The organism is Citrobacter sp. 506 (genome assembly GCF_050434985.1).
In the GTDB taxonomy this organism is placed as follows: Bacteria; Pseudomonadota; Gammaproteobacteria; order Enterobacterales; family Enterobacteriaceae; genus Citrobacter; species Citrobacter braakii.
This window is the reverse complement of the sequence record NZ_JBNDJN010000008.1, coordinates 114,640-136,157: the sequence shown is the minus strand read 5'-3', so window position 1 is coordinate 136,157 and position 21,518 is coordinate 114,640. Positions and strand designations below refer to the sequence as shown.

Annotated in this window: 18 protein-coding genes; 10 read left to right on the top strand and 8 right to left on the bottom strand. The window is 53.9% G+C overall.

The features are described 5' to 3' along the window. Positions 1-9: 9 nt before the first annotated feature. Positions 10-834 carry a glyoxylate bypass operon transcriptional repressor IclR gene (iclR, locus tag ABIE10_RS22465; RefSeq protein WP_047357748.1) on the bottom strand — a complete coding sequence of 275 codons (825 nt, stop codon included), beginning with the start codon at positions 832-834 and terminating at the stop codon, positions 10-12. 195 nt (positions 835-1,029) lie between these two features. Here iclR and metH point away from each other — a divergent pair, with 195 nt between their 5' ends. Both metH and ABIE10_RS22455 read left to right on the top strand, forming a co-directional pair. Continuing rightward, positions 1,030-4,713, top strand: coding sequence for a methionine synthase (metH, locus tag ABIE10_RS22460; protein ID WP_047415532.1), 3,684 nt, complete (start codon positions 1,030-1,032; stop codon positions 4,711-4,713). A gap of 213 nt (positions 4,714-4,926) precedes the next feature. Further along, positions 4,927-6,558, top strand: a complete 1,632-nt coding sequence (locus ABIE10_RS22455) for a Na/Pi cotransporter family protein (RefSeq protein WP_016155327.1) — start codon at positions 4,927-4,929, stop codon at positions 6,556-6,558. A gap of 56 nt (positions 6,559-6,614) precedes the next feature. Here ABIE10_RS22455 and pepE read toward each other — a convergent pair whose 3' ends face one another. Next, a complete protein-coding gene (gene pepE, locus ABIE10_RS22450) occupies positions 6,615-7,304 on the bottom strand; it encodes a dipeptidase PepE (RefSeq protein ID WP_016155430.1) in 690 nt (229 codons plus the stop codon). Between the two features lie 155 nt (positions 7,305-7,459). Then, entirely contained in the window at positions 7,460-7,879 is a 420-nt protein-coding gene (locus ABIE10_RS22445; protein ID WP_019077882.1) for a rhodanese-like domain-containing protein, read from the bottom strand. Between the two features lie 84 nt (positions 7,880-7,963). Here ABIE10_RS22445 and ftrA point away from each other — a divergent pair, with 84 nt between their 5' ends. Both ftrA and rluF read left to right on the top strand, forming a co-directional pair. Further along, positions 7,964-8,944 (top strand): transcriptional regulator FtrA, encoded by a 981-nt coding sequence (gene ftrA, locus ABIE10_RS22440; protein WP_429157107.1) that lies wholly within the window; start codon positions 7,964-7,966, stop codon positions 8,942-8,944. A 68-nt stretch (positions 8,945-9,012) separates the two neighbouring features. After that, a complete protein-coding gene (gene rluF / locus ABIE10_RS22435; protein ID WP_016155331.1) occupies positions 9,013-9,888 on the top strand; it encodes a 23S rRNA pseudouridine(2604) synthase RluF in 876 nt (291 codons plus the stop codon). On the opposite strand, the gene ABIE10_RS22430 is transcribed toward rluF, so the two are convergent. The 3 genes from ABIE10_RS22430 to lysC form a co-directional block, all read right to left on the bottom strand. Beyond that, the gene (locus tag ABIE10_RS22430; RefSeq protein ID WP_003826541.1) at positions 9,885-10,157 is read right to left on the bottom strand and encodes a DUF3811 domain-containing protein; all 273 of its coding nucleotides are present in this window, start codon (positions 10,155-10,157) and stop codon (positions 9,885-9,887) included. The two genes, rluF and ABIE10_RS22430, sit on opposite strands and share 4 nt — an antisense overlap. Positions 10,158-10,258: 101 nt before the next feature. Beyond that, entirely contained in the window at positions 10,259-11,185 is a 927-nt protein-coding gene (panS, locus tag ABIE10_RS22425; protein ID WP_429157105.1) for a ketopantoate/pantoate/pantothenate transporter PanS, read from the bottom strand. 92 nt (positions 11,186-11,277) lie between these two features. Next, positions 11,278-12,627 carry a lysine-sensitive aspartokinase 3 gene (lysC, locus tag ABIE10_RS22420; RefSeq protein WP_016155333.1) on the bottom strand — a complete coding sequence of 450 codons (1,350 nt, stop codon included), beginning with the start codon at positions 12,625-12,627 and terminating at the stop codon, positions 11,278-11,280. A 302-nt stretch (positions 12,628-12,929) separates the two neighbouring features. On the opposite strand from lysC, the gene pgi reads away from it, so the two are divergent. The 5 genes from pgi to ABIE10_RS22395 all read left to right on the top strand — a co-directional run bounded on the left by pgi (position 12,930) and on the right by ABIE10_RS22395 (position 18,820). Further along, positions 12,930-14,576: a glucose-6-phosphate isomerase gene (gene pgi / locus ABIE10_RS22415; RefSeq protein ID WP_019077879.1), complete on the top strand. Its 1,647-nt coding sequence runs from the start codon at positions 12,930-12,932 to the stop codon at positions 14,574-14,576. Between the two features lie 469 nt (positions 14,577-15,045). Then, positions 15,046-15,288, top strand: coding sequence for an exopolysaccharide production protein YjbE (yjbE, locus tag ABIE10_RS22410; RefSeq protein ID WP_003826562.1), 243 nt, complete (start codon positions 15,046-15,048; stop codon positions 15,286-15,288). Between the two features lie 63 nt (positions 15,289-15,351). Next, the gene (locus ABIE10_RS22405; RefSeq protein ID WP_429157100.1) at positions 15,352-15,990 is read left to right on the top strand and encodes a YjbF family lipoprotein; all 639 of its coding nucleotides are present in this window, start codon (positions 15,352-15,354) and stop codon (positions 15,988-15,990) included. Beyond that, positions 15,987-16,724 (top strand): capsule biosynthesis GfcC D2 domain-containing protein, encoded by a 738-nt coding sequence (locus ABIE10_RS22400; RefSeq protein ID WP_429157099.1) that lies wholly within the window; start codon positions 15,987-15,989, stop codon positions 16,722-16,724. Before ABIE10_RS22405 ends, ABIE10_RS22400 begins: the two co-directional genes overlap by 4 nt. Then, a complete protein-coding gene (locus ABIE10_RS22395) occupies positions 16,724-18,820 on the top strand; it encodes a YjbH domain-containing protein (RefSeq protein ID WP_429157097.1) in 2,097 nt (698 codons plus the stop codon). The genes ABIE10_RS22400 and ABIE10_RS22395 overlap by 1 nt, the downstream gene beginning before the upstream one ends. A 34-nt stretch (positions 18,821-18,854) precedes the next feature. Here ABIE10_RS22395 and ABIE10_RS22390 read toward each other — a convergent pair whose 3' ends face one another. Continuing rightward, complete coding sequence (locus ABIE10_RS22390; RefSeq protein WP_429157095.1) at positions 18,855-19,307, bottom strand: acyltransferase; 453 nt, start codon at positions 19,305-19,307, stop codon at positions 18,855-18,857. A gap of 138 nt (positions 19,308-19,445) precedes the next feature. On the opposite strand from ABIE10_RS22390, the gene psiE reads away from it, so the two are divergent. Beyond that, the gene (gene psiE, locus ABIE10_RS22385) at positions 19,446-19,856 is read left to right on the top strand and encodes a phosphate-starvation-inducible protein PsiE (RefSeq protein ID WP_003031674.1); all 411 of its coding nucleotides are present in this window, start codon (positions 19,446-19,448) and stop codon (positions 19,854-19,856) included. A gap of 45 nt (positions 19,857-19,901) precedes the next feature. On the opposite strand, the gene xylE is transcribed toward psiE, so the two are convergent. Next, positions 19,902-21,377 (bottom strand): D-xylose transporter XylE, encoded by a 1,476-nt coding sequence (xylE, locus tag ABIE10_RS22380; protein WP_047499539.1) that lies wholly within the window; start codon positions 21,375-21,377, stop codon positions 19,902-19,904. Positions 21,378-21,518: the final 141 nt, after the last annotated feature.

Here is a 21,518-nt window from a genome sequence, read left to right as displayed (position 1 = left end):
AACCCTTTCTTAACGAAATCCGCCGTATGCCAGCGTGACTTCTTTCGCCGCTTTGATCGCCATGGCACCAAACTCGGTCACTCGATCGTCGGTAATGCGCGAAATGGGTCCGGAGATGGAAATAGCGGCAAACGGCTCGCGGTGTTCATCATAAATGCACGACGCCACGCAGCGCAGACCCAGCGCATGCTCCTCATCATCAAAGGAGTAGCCGCGCTTGCGCGTCTGGGCTAAATCCTCTTTCAGATGCACCGGCGACACCAGCGTGGCGTGGGTGTAAGCGTGCAGCCCTTTACGGTGCAGCAGGCCAGTCACCTGTTCTTCACTCAGTTGGGATAAAAACGCCTTACCCGCACCGGAGGCGTGCATCGGCAGTTTGCCGCCGATAGGCGCGGACATGCGCATCAGTTGGGTACACTGCACCTGGTCGATAATAATGGCCTGATGGTCGCTTTGATCCAGCACGGCCAGGTTTACCGTCTCACCGGAGTCTTCCATCAGCTTGCGCAGGATCGGGTGGACAATCGCCAGCAAATTACGGCTTTGCAAAAAGCTGCTGCCGACGATAAACGCATGCGCACCCACGGCCCAGTGGCCTAACTCACCCACCTGACGGACAAATCCTTGCTGCTGCATGGTGGTCAACAAACGGTGAGTCGTGGAGTTTGGCAAGCCGGCCTGCTGTGCCAGCTCGGTTAGCGCCACGCTGCCGTTGGATTCCGCAATCCACTCCAGTAGCTTCAGGCCGCGGGTCAGAGACTGAACCTGCCCGGTTGCAGGCGTGGTAGCAGCGGCGGGTTTTCTACCGCGTTTCGCGGGGATTGTGGCAACCATGGCGGACTCCTTTTCTGTATCGTGGAAATCATTTTCGTTTTATTCAATTATAATGCAAGAATTCCTGTACTGATCGGATGAGTGAAGCTGAACATGTCTCATGTTGGCCGTTGTTCTCTTTTCCACCTCTCAGGTTTGTGCCAGTATGGTCTGTTGAGTTTTTTTCGGTCTGGTTGAGCGTTGTCGGGAGCGAGTGTGAGCAGCAAAGTTGAACAATTACGTCAGCAGTTAAATGAACGTATTCTGGTGCTGGACGGCGGTATGGGCACCATGATCCAGGGATATCGTCTGAGCGAAGAGGATTTCCGCGGCGAACGCTTTGCCGACTGGCCGTGCGATCTGAAAGGCAACAACGACCTGTTGGTGCTCAGCAAACCTGAGGTGATCGCCGCCATCCATAACGCCTATTTTGAGGCGGGCGCGGATATCATCGAAACCAACACCTTTAACTCCACGACTATCGCCATGGCGGATTACCAGATGGAATCCCTGTCGGCGGAAATCAACTTTGCGGCAGCCAAACTGGCGCGCGCAGCGGCAGACGAATGGACGGCACGCACACCGGAAAAACCGCGTTATGTCGCGGGCGTGCTCGGCCCAACCAACCGTACGGCGTCTATCTCGCCTGACGTCAACGACCCGGCTTACCGCAATATTACCTTTGATCAGCTGGTGGCCGCCTACCGTGAATCCACCAAAGCGCTGGTGGAAGGTGGCAGCGACCTGATCCTGATTGAAACCGTCTTCGATACCCTGAACGCCAAAGCCGCTATTTTCGCGGTTAAAACCGAATTTGAAGCGCTGGGCGTTGAGTTGCCGATTATGCTCTCCGGCACCATCACCGATGCTTCCGGGCGTACGCTCTCCGGTCAGACAACCGAAGCGTTCTATAACTCACTGCGCCACGCCGATGCGCTGACCTTCGGTCTGAATTGCGCCTTAGGCCCGGACGAGTTGCGCCAGTACGTGCAGGAACTGTCGCGCATTGCCGAATGCTACGTTACCGCGCACCCGAACGCCGGGTTGCCGAACGCCTTTGGCGAATACGATCTCGATGCCGACACCATGGCGGCGCAAATACGCGAGTGGGCGCAAGCGGGCTTCCTCAACGTGGTCGGCGGCTGCTGCGGCACCACGCCGGAACACATCGCCGCGATGAGCCGCGCAGTGGAAGGCTTGCCGCCGCGCCGCTTGCCGGAAATCCCGGTAGCCTGCCGTCTGTCTGGCCTTGAACCGTTGAATATTGGCGACGATAGCCTGTTTGTGAACGTCGGCGAGCGTACCAACGTCACCGGTTCGGCGAAATTTAAGCGACTGATCAAAGAAGAGAAATACAACGAAGCGCTGGATGTCGCCCGTCAGCAGGTGGAAAGCGGCGCACAGATTATCGATATCAACATGGATGAGGGGATGCTCGACGCCGAAGCGGCGATGGTGCGTTTTCTCAACCTTATCGCCGGTGAGCCGGATATCGCCCGCGTGCCGATTATGATCGACTCCTCGAAATGGGACGTCATCGAAAAAGGGCTGAAGTGCATTCAGGGTAAAGGCATCGTTAACTCCATCTCGATGAAAGAGGGGGTTGAGACCTTTATCCACCACGCGAAGTTGCTGCGACGCTACGGTGCCGCAGTGGTGGTGATGGCCTTTGACGAGCAGGGGCAGGCCGACACCCGAGCGCGTAAAATTGAGATTTGCCGACGGGCGTACAAAATTCTTACCGAAGAGGTAGGCTTCCCGCCGGAAGACATTATCTTCGACCCGAACATCTTTGCGGTCGCGACCGGGATTGATGAGCACAATAACTACGCGCAGGACTTTATCGGCGCCTGTGAGGACATCAAACGCGAACTACCGCACGCGCTGATCTCCGGCGGCGTCTCCAACGTGTCGTTCTCCTTCCGTGGTAACGACCCGGTTCGTGAAGCCATTCACGCGGTATTCCTTTACTACGCCATTCGCAACGGCATGGACATGGGGATCGTCAACGCCGGACAACTGGCGATTTACGACGACCTGCCCGCCGAGCTGCGCGATGCGGTTGAAGATGTGATCCTCAACCGTCGTGACGATGGCACCGAGCGTCTGCTGGAGCTGGCTGAGAAATATCGCGGTAGCAAAACTGATGACACTGCCAATGCCCAGATGGCGGAATGGCGCAGTTGGGACGTGAAAAAGCGCCTCGAATATTCGCTGGTGAAAGGTATTACCGAATTTATTGAGCAGGATACTGAAGAAGCTCGCCAGCAGGCCGCGCGTCCGATCGAGGTGATTGAAGGGCCGCTGATGGACGGGATGAACGTGGTTGGCGATCTGTTTGGCGAGGGCAAAATGTTCCTGCCGCAGGTGGTGAAATCCGCCCGCGTGATGAAGCAGGCGGTGGCCTACCTCGAACCGTATATTGAGGCCAGCAAAGAGAAAGGCTCCAGCAACGGCAAGATGGTCATTGCTACCGTGAAAGGCGATGTGCACGATATCGGCAAAAACATCGTTGGTGTGGTGCTGCAATGTAACAACTACGAAATCGTCGATCTTGGCGTGATGGTGCCAGCGGAGAAAATCCTCAGAACGGCACGTGAAGTGAATGCCGATCTGATTGGTCTTTCCGGGCTGATTACCCCGTCGCTGGACGAAATGGTCAACGTGGCGAAAGAGATGGAGCGTCAGGGGTTCACTATTCCGTTGCTGATTGGCGGCGCGACCACCTCAAAAGCGCACACGGCGGTGAAAATAGAGCAGAACTACAGTGGTCCGACGGTTTATGTGCAGAACGCCTCGCGTACCGTTGGCGTAGTCGCCGCACTCCTCTCTGACACTCAGCGCGATGACTTTGTCGCCCGTACGCGTAAAGAGTACGAAACCGTGCGTATCCAGCATGCGCGTAAGAAACCGCGGACCCCACCAGTAACGTTACAGGCTGCCCGCGACAACGATCTGGCCTTCGACTGGGAAAACTACACGCCGCCGGTGGCGCACCGCCTCGGCGTACAGAGCGTTGAAGCCAGCATCGAAACGCTGCGCAACTACATCGACTGGACGCCGTTCTTTATGACCTGGTCGCTGGCCGGGAAATACCCGCGCATCCTCGAAGATGAGGTGGTGGGAGAAGAGGCGAAACGTCTGTTCAAAGACGCCAATGACATGTTGGATAAACTCAGCGCTGAGAAAACCCTGAATCCGCGCGGCGTGGTGGGCTTGTTCCCGGCTAACCGCGTGGGGGACGACATCGAGATTTACCGTGACGAGACGCGTACGCACGTTATCAACGTCAGTCATCACCTGCGCCAGCAGACGGAAAAAGTCGGTTTCGCCAACTACTGCCTGTCTGACTTTGTTGCGCCGAAACTGAGCGGAAAAGCGGATTACATCGGTGCTTTCGCAGTTACCGGCGGTCTGGAGGAAGATGCACTGGCGGACGCCTTCGAAGCCCAGCATGACGACTACAACAAGATCATGGTGAAAGCGATCGCCGACCGCCTGGCGGAAGCGTTCGCGGAATATCTGCACGAGCGCGTGCGTAAAGTCTACTGGGGCTATGCGGCGAATGAGAACCTCAGTAACGAGGAGCTGATCCGCGAAAACTACCAGGGAATTCGCCCGGCACCGGGCTATCCGGCTTGCCCGGAACACACCGAAAAGGCCACCATCTGGGAACTGCTGGATGTAGAAGCGCACACCGGGATGAAGCTCACCGAATCCTTCGCGATGTGGCCAGGTGCGTCGGTTTCCGGCTGGTATTTCAGTCATCCAGACAGCAAGTACTACGCCGTGGCGCAAATCCAGCGCGATCAGGTTGAAGATTACGCCTTCCGTAAAGGCATGAGCGTGGCGGAAGTCGAACGTTGGTTAGCGCCTAATCTGGGCTATGACGCTGACTGATTCACAAAACTGTCATCTTTATTTACAACAAACAGGGCACTCAATGAGTGCCTTGTCTCTTTATTACGTTTAAACCCTTATACTGAAAGAACGTTCATCGGTACTGCTTGCCGGATGGCACATTTTTGTCGGCCTGATAAGCGTGGCGTCATCAGGTGTTATGTCATCGCTATGAACCTCAGGAACATATAACGATAAGGAGAACCTGATTCCGTGCTAACTCTGTTACACCTGCTTTCTGCTGTCTCTATGCTGGTTTGGGGGACTCATATTGTGCGCACCGGCGTGATGCGCGTCTTCGGCGCCCGCTTGCGTACCGTACTCAGCCGTAGTGTTGAAAAGAAGCCGCTCGCCTTTTGTGCGGGTATCGGCGTGACGGCGCTGGTACAAAGCAGCAACGCCACTACCATGCTGGTCACTTCGTTTGTCGCGCAGGACCTCGTCGCGCTCACCCCTGCGCTGGTGATTGTACTCGGCGCCGACGTCGGGACCGCGCTGATGGCGCGTATCCTGACCTTCGATCTCTCCTGGCTGTCGCCACTGCTGATTTTTATCGGCGTGATCTTCTTTCTCGGACGTAAGCAGTCCCGTGTGGGGCAACTGGGGCGGGTTGGTATTGGACTGGGGTTGATTTTACTGGCGCTGGAACTGATTGTGCAGGCGGTAACACCGATCACCCAGGCTAACGGCGTACAGGTTATTTTCGCCTCGCTCACCGGCGATATCATGCTGGATGCGCTGATTGGCGCTATGTTCGCGATTATCAGTTACTCCAGCCTTGCGGCGGTGCTGCTGACGGCAACGCTGACCGCGGCAGGCATTATCTCGTTCCCGGTGGCGTTGTGTCTGGTGATTGGCGCCAACCTCGGCTCTGGCCTGCTGGCGATGCTTAATAACAGCGCCGCTAACGCCGCCGCCCGCCGTGTGGCGCTCGGTAGCCTGCTGTTTAAGCTGGTGGGAAGCCTGATTATCCTGCCGTTTGTTCATCCGTTGGCAAATCTGATGGATGAACTGCCGCTGCCGAAATCTGAACTGGTTATTTACTTCCATGTCTTCTACAACCTGGTGCGCTGTGTGGCGATGGTGCCGTTCGCAGAACCGATGGCGCGTTTTTGTAAGCGCATTATCCGCGATGAGCCGGAGCTGGACGCGCATCTGAAGCCCAAGCATCTGGACGTCAGTGCGCTGGATACGCCGACGCTGGCCCTGGCCAATGCCGCTCGTGAAGCTCTGCGCATCGGCGACGCGATGGAGCAGATGATGGACGGGCTGAAGAAGGTGATGCACGGCGAGCCGCGTGAAGAGAAAGAGCTGCGCAGGATGGCGGACGACATTAACGTGCTATACACGGCAATCAAGCTCTATCTGGCGCGGATGCCAAAGGATGAACTGGCGGAAGAGGAATCACGCCGTTGGGCGGAGATTATCGAAATGTCGCTTAACCTCGAGCAGGCTTCCGATATTGTCGAACGTATGGGCAGTGAGATAGCGGATAAGTCGCTGGCTGCCCGTCGCGCATTCTCCGTGGAAGGATTGAAAGAGCTGGATGCGCTCTTCGATCAACTGCTCAGCAATCTGCAACTGGCGATGTCGGTGTTCTTCTCTGGTGACGTGACCAGCGCCCGACGTCTGCGCCGTAGCAAGCACCGTTTCCGTATTCTCAACCGTCGGTATTCGCATGCGCACGTTGACCGTCTGCATCAGCAGAACGTGCAGAGCATCGAGACCAGCTCCTTGCACCTGGCGCTGCTGGGCGATATGCAGCGTCTGAACTCGCTGTTTTGTTCCGTGGCCTATAGCGTGCTGGAACAGCCGGATGAGGACGATGAGCGCGACGATTATTGAGTGAGGTGGACCGGTTGGCCGGATAAGGCATTTATGCCGTTATCCGGCAACGTCGGTTAGAAGCAGTGACCTGCTTCGAGGGCAACCGCGTCTTCACCCGCTTTAAAGACGTAAGTGGTGTTCGGACCGCCAAGAACCGCCTGGCCGTTACTCACCTTAATCCAGTTTCCTTCCGGCAAACCAATTACCGTCAGCTCTGGTGCCACAACCAGCAGCTCGCGAATACGCTGTTCACGCGTTTCGCCTTTGTGGCCTTCCGGAAGCGCATTGGTGAAATGTGGGTTAATCTGCAGCGGGAACAGACCCAGGGCATCAAAACCTTTTGGATCGACAATCGGCATGTCGTTGGTGGTGCGGATGGTCTGGCAGGCGAGGTTAGAACCTGCGCTCCAGCCGATGTACAGCGCACCGCGTTTGACGACATCCACAATCGGCGCCAGCAGTCCGCGCTCGCGGCTCTCTTTCAGTAACTGGAAGGTGTTACCCCCGCCGACAATCACCAGCTCTGCGTTTTCAATGGCAGCGATCGGATCGGCAACGGTATGAATGCCAGTAACGTTGACGCCCATTGGCGCAAAGATGGCTGCCGTTTTCGCCGTGTATTCATCCCAGGTTTGCGTCACGCCAGCGAACGGAATAAACACCGCCGTACGGCGACCATTCAGCTGCTCAGCAATCAGTGGTAGCGCATGTTCCATCCAGCCTTTGCCCGGCAGCGTCGAGTTACTCAATAAAAGCAGTTCCATCATTTCTCCATGTAATCAGAAAATTACAAACCACGCTAATGCTACCACTATCAGCGTAACGCCTTACTGATATGGCTCACGATGTTGGAAGGGGGGAAAGCCGAACGGGTTAACCACAACCTCCTGTTGGAAAAGCCCGTTCGGACTTAACAACGTCAATCTATTGAAACAGCGTCCTTTTGCGTAGTGGCAAACGCCAGGCCTTCGTCCTCCCAGCCCTTAATACCACCAATCATTATTTTCACCGGTCGACCTAGCTGCGCCAACTTCAGCGCCGCGCGATCGGCCCCGTTACAGTGTGGGCCAGCGCAATAGACGACAAACAGTGTGTCCTGTGGCCATTTTTTCAAGGATTCCGTATTTATCAGTCGATGGGGAAGATGAATCGCGCCAGGGATATGACAACGGGAAAAACTCTCTGCACTCCCCACTACATGTAAAAGCACAAAATCTTTGTCGTCAGCAGCCATCGCGGAATGAACGTCAGAACAATCCGTCTCCATATTCAGACGTTGCTGGAAATGGGCGATAGCTTGTGCAGATGAAGCGGCTGGAATATCAGTTACGGTACTCATATTGTTGTTTTCTCTTGTGGTGAAATCAGCTGTTGTGTTACCTCTTATCTCATCAAAAAATTAACCTCGAAACACCCTCTGACCATGACAGATTCCGCCAGGATCATGACAACATCTTCTCGCCCGTTGGTCGTTGCACTCGCTTATGACGGGCTATGTACTTTCGAGTTTGGCGTCGCAGTGGAAGTTTTTGGGCTTCCGCGACCTGAACTGGGAGAGCGCTGGTATCGTTTTGCCGTGGCTTCGGTTGATCAAGGTGAATTAAGGGCAACTGGCGGGGTTCGTATCGTGGTGGACGGTGGATATGAATTGCTGCAGGAAGCGGACACTATTGTCATTCCTGGCTGGCGTGACGTGAGCTCACCGGTCCCGGAAGCATTATGCGATGCGCTTCGTGAAGCACATCAACGCGGTTGTCGAATCATCTCTATCTGTTCTGGTGTATTTGTTCTGGCTGCGGCAGGTTTGCTGGATGAGCGTAAGGCGACGACGCACTGGCGTTACGTCAGTGAACTCCAGCGACGCTTTCCCGCCATCAACGTCGTGGAAGATGTCCTGTATGTCGGTGACCACGACGTGCTCACTTCGGCAGGTAGTGCGGCAGGGATTGATTTATGTTTGCATGTGGTGCGCACTGATTTTGGACTTGAGATTGCCAATAACGTGGCCCGTCGCCTGGTGCTGCAGCCCCACAGGGATGGCAGCCAGACTCAGCAACAATTGCGTCCTGTCGCCCGCAGTCGGGAAAGCCAGCGTTTTGGTCTTTTGCTTGACTGGTTACATAACAATATCGCGCAGAAGCATACTCTTGACGCTCTGGCCAGCCAGGTCGGTATGAGTCCCCGAACGTTGATGCGGCGATTTCAGGAGTCAACGGGGCTTACTCCCGCACGTTGGCTGATGAATGAACGGCTAAACCGTGCGCAGCAGGCGCTCAATACATCCCATATCAGTATTGAGCAGATCGCGCAGCAAACCGGGTTCGGCAGCGCAAACTCTTTGCGTTACCACTTTCAAAAACGATTTGGTATCAGCCCGCAGGCATTACGTAATCAGATGCGATAGCACATTTTCACGCTCTGCTTTTTTATCCCCCGCAAGGTAGGGTATATTTCGCTGTCAAAGGAGAAATTATGCTGCCCGACTCATCCATCCGATTAAATAAATACATCAGTGAAAGCGGAATCTGCTCGCGCCGCGAGGCGGATCGCTTTATCGAACAAGGGAATGTCTTCCTGAATGGTAAACGCGCCACCATTGGCGATCAGGTGATGCCTGGCGACGTCGTAAAAGTGAATGGTCGGTTGATTGAGCCGCGTGAAGCGGAAGATCTGGTTTTTATCGCGCTGAACAAGCCGGTAGGGATTGTCAGCACCACTGAAGACAGCGAACGCGACAACATTGTTGATTTCGTTAACCACAGCAAGCGCGTGTTCCCAATCGGTCGTCTGGACAAAGATTCCCAGGGGCTTATCTTTCTGACCAACCACGGCGACCTGGTGAATAAAATCCTGCGTGCCGGTAACGATCACGAAAAAGAGTATCTGGTGACGGTAGATAAGCCGGTCACTGATGACTTTATCCGTGGGATGAGTGCCGGTGTGCCAATCCTTGGCACCGTTACCAAGAAATGTAAGGTCAAGAAAGAAGCGCCGTTTGTGTTTCGCATCACGCTGATTCAGGGGCTGAACCGCCAGATCCGTCGTATGTGCGAGCACTTTGGCTATGAAGTTACTAAGCTTGAGCGTACACGTATCATGAACGTTGGTCTGTCCGGCCTGCCGCTGGGTGAATGGCGCGACCTGACGGATGACGAACTGATCGACCTGTTCAAGCTGATTGAGAACTCGTCCTCAGAAGCCAAACCGAAGGCGAAAGCGAAGCCAAAAACCGCAGGCATTAAGCGCCCGGTGGTGAAAATCGAAAAATCGGCTGAGAAAGAGAAATCGCGCCCGGCGGCAAACGGGAAGCGTTTTACCTCGCCGGGGCGTAAGAAGAAAGGGCGTTAACGTCTGCCGCGCGTTGGCGTATTCGCTGACCAGGAAAATGATGCTTCCGCATCCGGTTTATAAGCCTGCTTTTTCTTCAACTGGCGGGCTTTTTTAGCTTCTGCTTCACGCAAGGCCATCAGTTTATCGATGTACTCTTTCTTGATGCTGTTGGTCTCAGCGTTGGTTAGCAGCCGACCATGCGCAATGCGCGCGCGGTCGAGCAGCGTTTTCAGTTCACGCTGTTCGCGCTCGGTCATCTCTTTTTGGGTAATGCGGGGGAGTGCCATAAGGGTGCCCTCTGTTAGCCGATATCCGCAGTGTACGGCAAAGTGCAGAGGCTGGGTAGGCCGGATAAGGTGTTAGCCGCTATCCGGCCTGCCGCCGCCAATTAGCGGCGTTCTTTTTCTTCAATCGGTTTACCGGACCAGTAACCTGCCAGCAGCGAACCGGAAAGGTTATGCCAGACCGAGAACAACGCGCCGGGCAGCGCCGCAAGCGGGCCAAAGTAGATTTTGCCCAGCGCAGCGGCAAGCCCTGAATTCTGCATGCCCACTTCAATAGCCAACGTACGACAGGTTGACTCGTCGAAACCAAACAGTTTTCCGCCCCAGTAGCCGCCGAGCAAGCCAATGGTGTTATGCAGGATCACGGCGATAATCACCACAAAGCCGACAGACGCAATGTGCGAGGCGGCCCCCGCCACGACGGCGCTGATGATCGCCAGGATGCACAGCATAGAAAACGCCGGCAGATACGGTTCCACGGCTTTTACGACGCGTGGGAACAGATGGTGAATGACCAGCCCCAAAGCAATCGGAATGACCACGATCTGCAGAATACTCAGCAGCATACCCATCACATCCACCTGGATATGCGCGTCGACATACAGCCGTGTCAGCAGCGGCGTGGCGACAACGCCGACCAGCGTTGAAACCGATGAAATAGTCACGGAGAGCGCCACATCACCTTTTGCCAGATAGATCATGACGTTCGATGCGGTTCCGCTGGCGACGCTACCGACCAGCACCATCCCTGCCGACAGTTCCGGCGGCATATTAAATGCCAGCGCCAAAATCCATGCGGCGAGCGGCATCACCAGATAGTGCAAGAAAATACCCGCCGCGACCGGAGCGGGGCGTGAGAGTACGCGTTTAAAGTCGTCCACCTTCAGGTGAACGCCCATGCCGAACATGATCAGCATCAGCAACGACGGTACGAATGGCCCGACAGGCGTAAAGGTGGAGGGCGTGTAATACGCAATAACAGAGAGCAGCAGCGCCCATAACGGGAACAGCCGCGTGAGAGTAGCGAGCATGTTATCTTCCTTGCGATTGAAATGTGTTGTGTTGTTATAAAAAAGCCGGGTTCGAGCCCGGCTATAGTTATTGTTTATCGCGTGATGAAATATTATTCAAACAAATTATGATGTAGCTTCTGTACCACCTGTTCGGCTTCGCTACCGGGCACCAGGAAGCACAGGTTATGGCTGGACGCGCCGTAGCAAATCATGCGGATGTTGAACGGCTCCAGTACACCAAACACCTCTTTACCCACGCCGCAGGCTTTGGACAGGTCGTTGCCAATCAACGCCACCAGCGCCAGGCCTTCTTCGACTTCAACCCGGCACAGGGCAGACAGTTCCATCAGCAGAGACTGCGTTAACAGCGTATCGCCGGTGGAGGTTGAACCGGTGGTATCCAGCGTCAGCGCTACGCTGACTTCAGATGTGGTAATTAAATCTACCGAGATATTGTGGCGTGCAAGGATGCCGAACACTTCTGCTAAAAAGCCGCGAGAGTGCAGCATATTCAGGCTATGCAGCGTCAGCAGCGTCTGCTTACGGCGTAGCGCCAGCGCACGGAACAGCGGTGGATTCGCGGTTTTATTGCAGACCAGCGTACCGCCTGCTTTTGGATCCTTGCTGGAGCCAACAAATACCGGGATATCGCTACGTACGGCCGGCAACAGGGTTGCCGGGTGCAGCACTTTCGCGCCAAAGGTCGCCATTTCCGCGGCCTCTTCAAAGGCGATTTCATCAATACGCTGCGCAGCAGGAACAACGCGCGGATCGGTAGTGTAAATGCCTGGAACATCGGTCCAGATATCGACGCGCGTTGCGTGCAGCGCTTCGGCCAGCAGGGCGGCTGTATAATCGCTACCGCCGCGCCCCAACGTGGTGGTGCGGCCTTTGCCTTCGCTGCCGATAAAACCCTGAGTGATTACCAGACCTTCGCTCAGACGCGGGGCCAACTGAAGCGTTGCCAGTTCAGCCAGCGCCGCGACGTCGGGTTCTGCGCGACCAAAACGATCGTTGGTGCGCATCACTTTACGCACGTCAAACCACTGCGCTTGTACGTTGCGTTCACGCAGGATTTCGACGAACAACAGGGTAGACATCAGTTCACCGTGGCTGACCAGTTCGTCGGTCAGGGCGGTTGAGGTCGCCAGTGACGCCGCTTCTGCCAGCGTGGTGATGTTTTCCAGCAGACGTTCAATCTCTTCACGAATTACGTTTGGATAACGCAGGCGTTCCAGAATATTGAACTGAATTTGACGAATGGCGTCGAGTTTTTCGAAGCGCTCGGTTGGCTCCAGCCCTTCAGCCAGTGCGACCAGCAGGTTGGTAATTCCAGCGGAAGCGGAAAGCACCACTACACGGACGTTAGCATCAGAAAGCACCACATCAGCGCTGCGATTCATGGCATCAAAATCCGCCACGCTGGTACCGCCAAACTTGGAGACAACTACATCAGTCATAACTACCTCGTGTCAGGGAATGAATAGAGCGACCATGGCACATAAGGCAGAACGAAAACCGGTGCAGGCGCAAATGCAAATACCGTATTTATAAATAAAATGTGTAGCTTGCACTGTCAACGCTGGGATTATGCGGATTTTTCATGCTGCGTTTCCGTTCAGTAACAGCGCTTATAACATCTATACTTTTTACCCTGGTTCGATGGATACAAGGGCGATGGCATTAAAACAATCACACTTTTCTGTGACTGGCGTTACAATCGATCTCAGTCACAATTCTCAAAATCAGAAGAGTATTGCTAATGAAAAACATCAATCCAACGCAGACCTCAGCCTGGCAGGCACTACAAAAACACTTTGAAGAGATGAAAGACGTTACTATCGCGGATCTGTTCGCGAAAGATAGCGATCGTTTCACTAAATTTTCCGCAACGTTTGACGATCTGATGCTGGTGGATTTCTCCAAAAACCGCATCACTGAAGAGACGCTGGCTAAACTGCAGGATCTGGCGAAAGAGACCGATTTGGCAGGCGCCATCAAGTCCATGTTCTCCGGTGAGAAAATTAACCGCACTGAAGATCGTGCCGTGCTGCACGTGGCGCTGCGCAACCGTAGCAACACTCCAATCATCGTTGACGGCAAAGATGTGATGCCGGAAGTGAACGCGGTGCTGGAGAAGATGAAATCCTTCTCTGAAGCGATTATCTCCGGAAGCTGGAAAGGCTATACCGGTAAAGCCATTACTGATGTCGTGAACATCGGTATCGGCGGTTCAGACCTCGGCCCGTTCATGGTGACCGAAGCGCTGCGCCCGTACAAAAATCACCTGAACATGCACTTTGTGTCTAACGTCGATGGTACGCACATTGCCGAAGTGCTGAAGAAAGTGAATCCGGAGACTACGCTGTTCCTGGTCGCTTCCAAAACCTTCACCACTCAGGAAACCATGACTAACGCCCACAGCGCGCGCGACTGGTTCCTGGCGACCGCTGGCGACAACAAGCACGTTGCCAAGCACTTCGCAGCTCTCTCCACTAACGGTAAAGCGGTTGGCGAGTTCGGTATTGATACCGCCAATATGTTCGAGTTCTGGGACTGGGTTGGCGGTCGTTACTCCCTGTGGTCTGCAATCGGTCTGTCCATCATCCTTTCTGTGGGCTTCGACAACTTTGTTGAGCTGCTTTCTGGCGCGCACGCCATGGACAAACACTTCTCCACCACTCCGGCGGAGAAAAACCTGCCGGTGCTGTTGGCGCTGATCGGTATCTGGTACAACAATTTCTTCGGTGCTGAAACCGAAGCGATTCTGCCGTACGACCAGTATATGCACCGTTTCGCGGCCTACTTCCAGCAGGGCAATATGGAATCCAACGGTAAATACGTTGACCGTAACGGCAATGCGGTGGATTACCAGACAGGCCCAATCATCTGGGGTGAGCCGGGTACTAACGGTCAGCATGCGTTCTACCAGCTGATTCACCAGGGTACCAAAATGGTTCCGTGCGATTTCATCGCTCCGGCAATCACCCACAACCCGCTGTCGGATCACCATCCGAAACTGCTGTCTAACTTCTTCGCCCAGACCGAAGCGCTGGCTTTTGGTAAATCTCGTGAAGTGGTTGAGCAGGAATACCGCGACCAGGGTAAAGATCCGGCAACGCTTGACCACGTTGTGCCGTTCAAAGTGTTCGAAGGTAACCGTCCAACTAACTCCATCCTGCTGCGCGAAATCACACCGTTCAGCCTGGGTGCGCTGATTGCGCTGTACGAGCACAAAATCTTCACTCAGGGCGCGATCCTGAATATCTTCACCTTTGACCAGTGGGGCGTTGAGCTGGGCAAACAGCTGGCGAATCGCATTCTGCCAGAGCTGAATGATGATAAAGAAATCACCAGCCATGATTGCTCAACTAACGGTTTGATTAACCGTTATAAGTCCTGGCGTTAATCTGCTTCTTCCTTCGAGCCGCAGCGCTGTTGGCTGCGTTCGTTAACCCCGGTCACATAGCTATCTATGCTCCCGGGGATTAACGATCTTGCCGTCTTGCTGCAATTCGAATGAATTTGCAGATTACTTATAAAAAAAGCCGATATTAATATCGGCTTTTTTATAATCTGGCGCCCGAATATCTACGCTTTTGCTTTACACCTTTATTGAGCTTAATCCTAAAATAATTCATTCAACGTTATCGTGTTTCTGGTTTTTTCAGAATTACCGGATGTTTTGTTTTTGCTTTTGTATTTTAACTTTATGATTATATTGAATTAATTATCTTACGTTAATCATTTTATTTCTTGCTATCTAATTATCCTAAATTCCCGCCTGGCGTAATTTGCACACTTTGGCTTGTGTATACTCGATCTCGCCCGAAATTCTTTTGGGTAAATCTCCATTCATACAATGAAGGGAATTTGTGATGAAAAAAGTTCTGTATGGCCTTTGGGCTATATCTGCGCTTGCGGCGACTTCTGTCTATGCTGCCCCCGTTCAGGTGGGTGAGGCTGCAGGGTCGGCTGCCGCGTCGGTTTCGGCAGGAAGTTCCTCCGCAACCAGCGTGAGCACCGTAAGTTCTGCGGTGGGGGTTGCTCTTGCGGCAACCGGTGGCGGCGATGGTTCTAACACCGGAACCACAACCACCACAACCACCAGTACCCAGTAATACCGGTACGTTTAATTCTAACCACACTTCGGTGTGGTTATTTTGCCGCTGCGGAGAAATGTCGTGAAGCGACCAGCGCTGATAATGGTTTGCCTGTTATTACAGGCGTGCTCAGCCACCACCGAAGGGCTGGGTCATTCGCTATGGGATAGCGTGTTTGGTACTCCCGGCGTACAGATGACGGACGATGAAATCAAAAACATGCCCTACGCCAGCCAGTACATGCAGCTCAACGGCGGCCCACAACTGTTTGTGGTACTCGCGTTCGCGGAAAACGGACAGCAGAAATGGGTGACTCAGGATCGGGCCATTCTCGTCACGCAGTCTGGGCGCATGGTGAAAACCCATCTCGGCGGGGATAACCTGATCGAGGTGAATAATCTCGCGGCAGATCCGCTCATCAAACCAAACCAGATAGTCGATGGGGCAACGTGGACCCGCACGATGGGCTGGACCGAGCATCAGCAGGTGCGCTATGCCACCGCCCGCTCGGTTTTCGAATGGGATGGCACTGACACCATTAAGGTTGGTAGCGAAGATACGCCAGTACGAATCCTTGACGAAGAAGTCACCACCGATCAAACGCACTGGCATAACCGCTACTGGATCGACAGCGAAGGGCAGATTCGCCAATCGGAACAGTATCTTGGCGCACGTTACTTCCCGGTGAAAACCACGCTGATTAAGGCGGCAAAATCATGATGAAACGAGCCGTTGTGGCGCTGCTATTGAGCCTGAGCGCAGCGTCAGTTTTTGCTGCGGGTAGCGTTAAGGTCTTTACCTCCGCCAGCGAAGAGCCAAAAACGTTGACCGGGGCCGAACATCTGCTCGACCTGGTTGGGCAGCCGCGGTTGAGTAATAGCTGGTGGCCAGGAGCGGTTATCAGCGAAGAGCGGGCAACGACGGAAGCAGAGCGTCAGCAGCAGGCATTACTGGCTCGTCTGGCGATGCTCAGCGCTGAAGCAAGTGGTGACGATGCCGCGGCTATCAACGCATTGCGCCAGCAAATTCAGGCGCTGAAGGTGACCGGCAGACAGAAGATTAATCTCGACCCGGATGTTGTGCGCGTCAGTGAGCGAGGCAACCCGCCGTTGCAGGGCAATTACACGCTGTGGGTCGGACCGCAGCCAACGGATATAACGCTGTTTGGCCTGCTAAGTCATCCGGGTAAACAACCGTTTATGCCCGGGCGCGATATCGCCAGCTATCTCGATGGGCAACGTCGGCTCAGCGGCGCAGATCGTAGCTACGCCTGGGTCATCTATCCCGACGGACGCACGCAAAAAGTCCCGGTCGCCTACTGGAACAAACGTCACGTTGAGCCGATGCCCGGCAGCATCATTTTTGTCGGACTCTCTGATGCTGTCTGGCGCGGCACCCCGGATGAAATCAATGCCGTCATTCTTCGCACCCTGACCCAGCGGATACCCGAATAATGAGAAAAACTTATCTGCTCAGCTTACTGGCGCTGGGCGTAAGCGTTGCCTGCCACGGTGAAACCTGGCCCGCGCCCATTGGACCTTCCCAGTCCGATTTTGGCGGCGTGGGACTGCTGCAAACCCCAACCGCACGCATGGCGCGTGAAGGCGAAATGAGCCTTAACTACCGCGATAACGATCAATACCGTTACTACTCTGCGTCGGTACAACTCTTCCCCTGGCTGGAAACTACCCTGCGCTATACCGATGTGCGTACCAAAAAATACAGCGGCGTGGAGTCGTTTTCTGGCGATCAGACTTATAAAGATAAGGCTTTTGATCTCAAACTTCGCCTGTGGGAAGAGAGCTACTGGATGCCACAGGTGGCGGTTGGCGCGCGGGATATCGGTGGTACCGGACTGTTTGATGCGGAGTATGTGGTGGCGAACAAAGCCTGGGGCCCGTTTGATTTCTCTCTCGGCCTTGGCTGGGGATATCTCGGGACCAGCGGCAACGTTAGCAACCCGTTTTGCTCATACAGTGATAAATTCTGCCATCGCGATAACAGCTACAAGCAGGCCGGTTCTATTGACGGTAGCCAGATGTTCCACGGCCCGGCGTCGCTGTTTGGCGGCGTAGAGTATCAGACTCCCTGGCAGCCGCTGCGCCTGAAACTGGAGTATGAAGGTAATAATTACCAGCAGGATTTTGCCGGCAAGTTGGAGCAGAAGAGCAAGTTTAACGTCGGCGCTATTTATCGCGTCACCGATTGGGCCGACGTTAACCTCAGCTATGAGCGCGGGAACACCTTGATGTTTGGGGTCACGCTGCGGACTAACTTTAACGATCTGCGACCAAACTATAACGACAATACCCGCCCGAAATATCAACCACAGCCGCAGGATGCCATCCTGCAACATTCGGTGGTGGCGAATCAGTTAACGCTGCTGAAATATAATGCCGGGCTGGCGGATCCTAAAATTCAGGTGCAGGGCGATACGCTGTATGTGACGGGTGAACAGGTGAAATACCGTGATTCGCGCGAAGGGATCGAGCGTGCTAACCGGATCGTGATGAACGATCTTCCCGATGGGATCCGCACGATCCACATTACGGAAAACCGCCTTAACTTGCCGCAGGTGACGACCGAAACGGAGGTTTCCAGCCTCAAGCGCCATCTGGAAGGCGAGCCGTTGGGCCATGAAACTCAACTGGCACAAAAACGCGTCGAGCCCGTGGTACCGAAAACGACCGAGCAGGGCTGGTATATTGATAAGTCACGCTTCAATTTCCACATCGATCCGGTGCTAAATCAGTCGGTGGGCGGCCCGGAAAACTTCTATATGTATCAGTTGGGCGTGATGGGAACGGCGGATTTGTGGGTTACCGATCATCTGCTGACCACCGGGAGTTTGTTCGCCAACCTCGCCAATAACTATGACAAGTTTAACTACACCAACCCGCCGCAGGATTCGCATTTACCACGCGTGCGTACCCATGTGCGTGAGTATGTGCAAAACGATGTCTACGTGAATAACCTGCAGGCCAACTACTTCCAGTCACTCGGCAACGGGTTCTACGGACAGGTTTACGGTGGCTACCTGGAAACTATGTACGGCGGAGCGGGGGCAGAAGTGCTGTATCGCCCGCTGGACAGCAACTGGGCGTTTGGTGTTGATGCCAACTACGTGAAACAGCGTGACTGGCGTAGCGCGCAGGACATGATGAAGTTCACCGACTACAGCGTGAAGACCGGGCATTTGACGGCTTACTGGAATCCTTCGTTCGCCCAGGATGTACTGGTGAAAGCCAGCGTGGGGCAGTATCTGGCGGGGGATAAGGGCGGAACGCTGGAAGTGGCGAAACGCTTTGACAGCGGCGTAGTGGTGGGTGGTTATGCGACCATCACCGACGCCTCGCCGGATGAGTACGGAGAGGGTGATTTTACCAAAGGGGTGTACGTTTCTGTACCGCTGGATCTGTTCTCGTCAGGCCCAACCCGCAGTCGTGCGGCGATTGGCTGGACGCCGTTAACACGCGATGGCGGCCAGCAGCTTGGACGTAAGTTTGGTCTGTACGACATGACCAGCGACAGGAGTGAAAACTTCCGCTGATAGATGGCCGGATGGGACCTGCGCTTATCCGGCTCTATAAACGACGTAATAATTTTGCCGGATTTCCCGCATACACGCCTTTCTCGGTGATCGATTTGGTCACCACGCTTCCCGCGCCGACGACCGCGCCATCGCAGATAGTGACCGCCAGAATGGTCGCTCCGCTGCCGACCGAGACATCGTCGCCAATCGTAATACGTCCCCAACTATTGCGGTCGGCATTGGGTTTTCCTTCGCGAAACATATCGTTGGCGAACATCACGCCGTGACCGATAAAACAACGGGCGCCGAGGGTGACATATTCGCAGATGAAGGTGTGCGACTGAATTTTGCTGTCTGCGCCAATCTGCGTATTACCCTGGATTTCAACAAATGGTCCGACAAAAACGTTGTCACCCAATGTGCAGTCGTAGAGATTTGCGGGTTCATAAATTACCACGTTCTCACCGCAGGTAACGTTGCGAACAGCGGATTGTCTTAGCTGCATAATTCATCCTGTGAAATGTGTCGTGGCACTCATCATTCCCTGCTGACCTTTCTTGCACAAAATATAAACAAAAAATGTAGATCTCTGTCACATTTTTGCGTTATACAGGAACCTTGCCACTGAGTAAGAGGTGCTGTTATGACGTCGCTATCTCGTCCACGCGTGGAGTTCATCTCCACTATTTTACAGACCGTGTTGAATCTGGGGTTGCTGAGTCTGGGCCTGATCCTGGTCGTATTCCTCGGGAAAGAAACGCTGCATCTGGCGGATGTGCTATTCGCGCCGGAACAAACCAGCAAATATGAACTGGTGGAAGGGCTGGTGGTTTACTTTCTCTACTTTGAATTTATCGCGCTGATTGTGAAGTACTTTCAGTCAGGTTTTCACTTTCCGCTGCGCTACTTTGTCTATATCGGGATCACTGCGATTGTGCGGCTGATCATTGTCGATCATAAAGCGCCGATGGATGTGCTGATCTATTCTGCGGCGATCCTGCTGCTGGTGATCACCCTGTGGCTGTGTAATTCCAAACGGCTGAAGCGAGAGTAAAAGACAACACGCCGCAATTAGGCTGCGGCGTGTTTTGGGTAAGAATTACTGCGCAGAGGCCGGCTGGGTTTTCTCCGCTGCGGGCTCCCACAGCTCTTCAAGTTCTTCCAGCGTTTTGCCTTTGGTTTCCGGCACAAACTTCCACATAAACAGCGCGGCCAGAATGCCCATACAACCGTAAATCCAGTAGGAGAAACCGTTGTGGAAATGGGAAATCAGCCACGAATTTTTGTCCATCATCGGGAAAGTCCAGGAAACGAAGTAGTTCGCCAGCCATTGCGCGGCAACCGCAATGGCGAGCGCTTTGCCACGAATCGCATTGGGGAAGATTTCGGCCAGCAGCACCCAACAAACCGGTCCCCAGGACATGGCGAATGCGGCGACATAAAACAGCATCGACAGTAACGCAACCAGCCCGGAAGCCTGGGTATAAAAGGCGGTTCCGAGGCTGAACATACCGATGGCCATGCCTAAGGCGCCAATAATCTGCAGCGGTTTGCGACCAAATTTATCCACCGTCATGATCGCCAATACGGTAAAGCTTAGGTTGATCACGCCAACAATAATGGTCTGCAACAGCGCCACGTCAGTGCTGGCTCCCAGCGTTTTAAACACTTCCGGGGCATAGTAGAGCACGACGTTAATACCGACGAATTGCTGGAAGATAGACAGCATCACGCCGATGACGATAACGCCTGCGCCAAACATCAGCAGTCGACCGCCGGTTTTACGACCATGTTCCAGAGACTGATTGATCTCCTGTATGGCCTGGGCGGCGAGGGTGCTGCCCATAATTTTGCGCAGAATACCTTCCGCTTGTTCATGTCTACCACGCGCCATCAGCCAGCGTGGGCTTTCTGGTACGGTATACAGCAGCAGTAAAAATAGCAGAGCGGGAATACTTTCGGACGCAAACATATATCGCCAGCCATCAGTATTCAGCCAGTTAGCGTCACCTGAACGAGCGATAAAATAGTTAACGCAATACACCAATAGTTGACCAAAAATAATGGCGAACTGGTTAAATGACACCAGTTTCCCACGAATATGTGCGGGTGCCAGTTCAGCAATATACATTGGTGAGAGCATTGAGGCTAAACCTACCCCAATACCACCAATGATGCGATAAATAACAAATTCGGGAACGTATCCGGCTAAATAAACAGGTACCGCGTTATCTGGATTAATCGTCGTAAAGCCTAATTCTGGCCAGGCGGATCCAATGCCGGAAATAAAGAACAGCAGGGCGGCGATTTTCAGCGAGTCCCGACGACCAAACCGGTTACTGCAATAGCCGCCCAGCGCGCCGCCGATGATGCAACCAATCAACGCACTGGCGACGCAAAAACCTAACAGCGAGTTGGCGGCGGATTCACTTAAGTGTTGTGGGGCGACAAATACGGTATTTAAGGATTCTACCGTTCCGGAAATGACAGCCGTGTCATAGCCGAATAATAGCCCTCCTAATGTTGCGACTAATGTAATCGAAAAAATATAACTGGAATTATATTGAGTGTTCATTCAGACCTGCCTTAAAGGGTACAGCTCTTTTGATCAGTGCGGTGATGGTGAATTTAACAGGCAGGGAAGACAATTATCATTTTTTACATTGCAATTATGTTTTGTCTTTTCTGTGATCTTAATTCTGTTTAATTTGTCGAG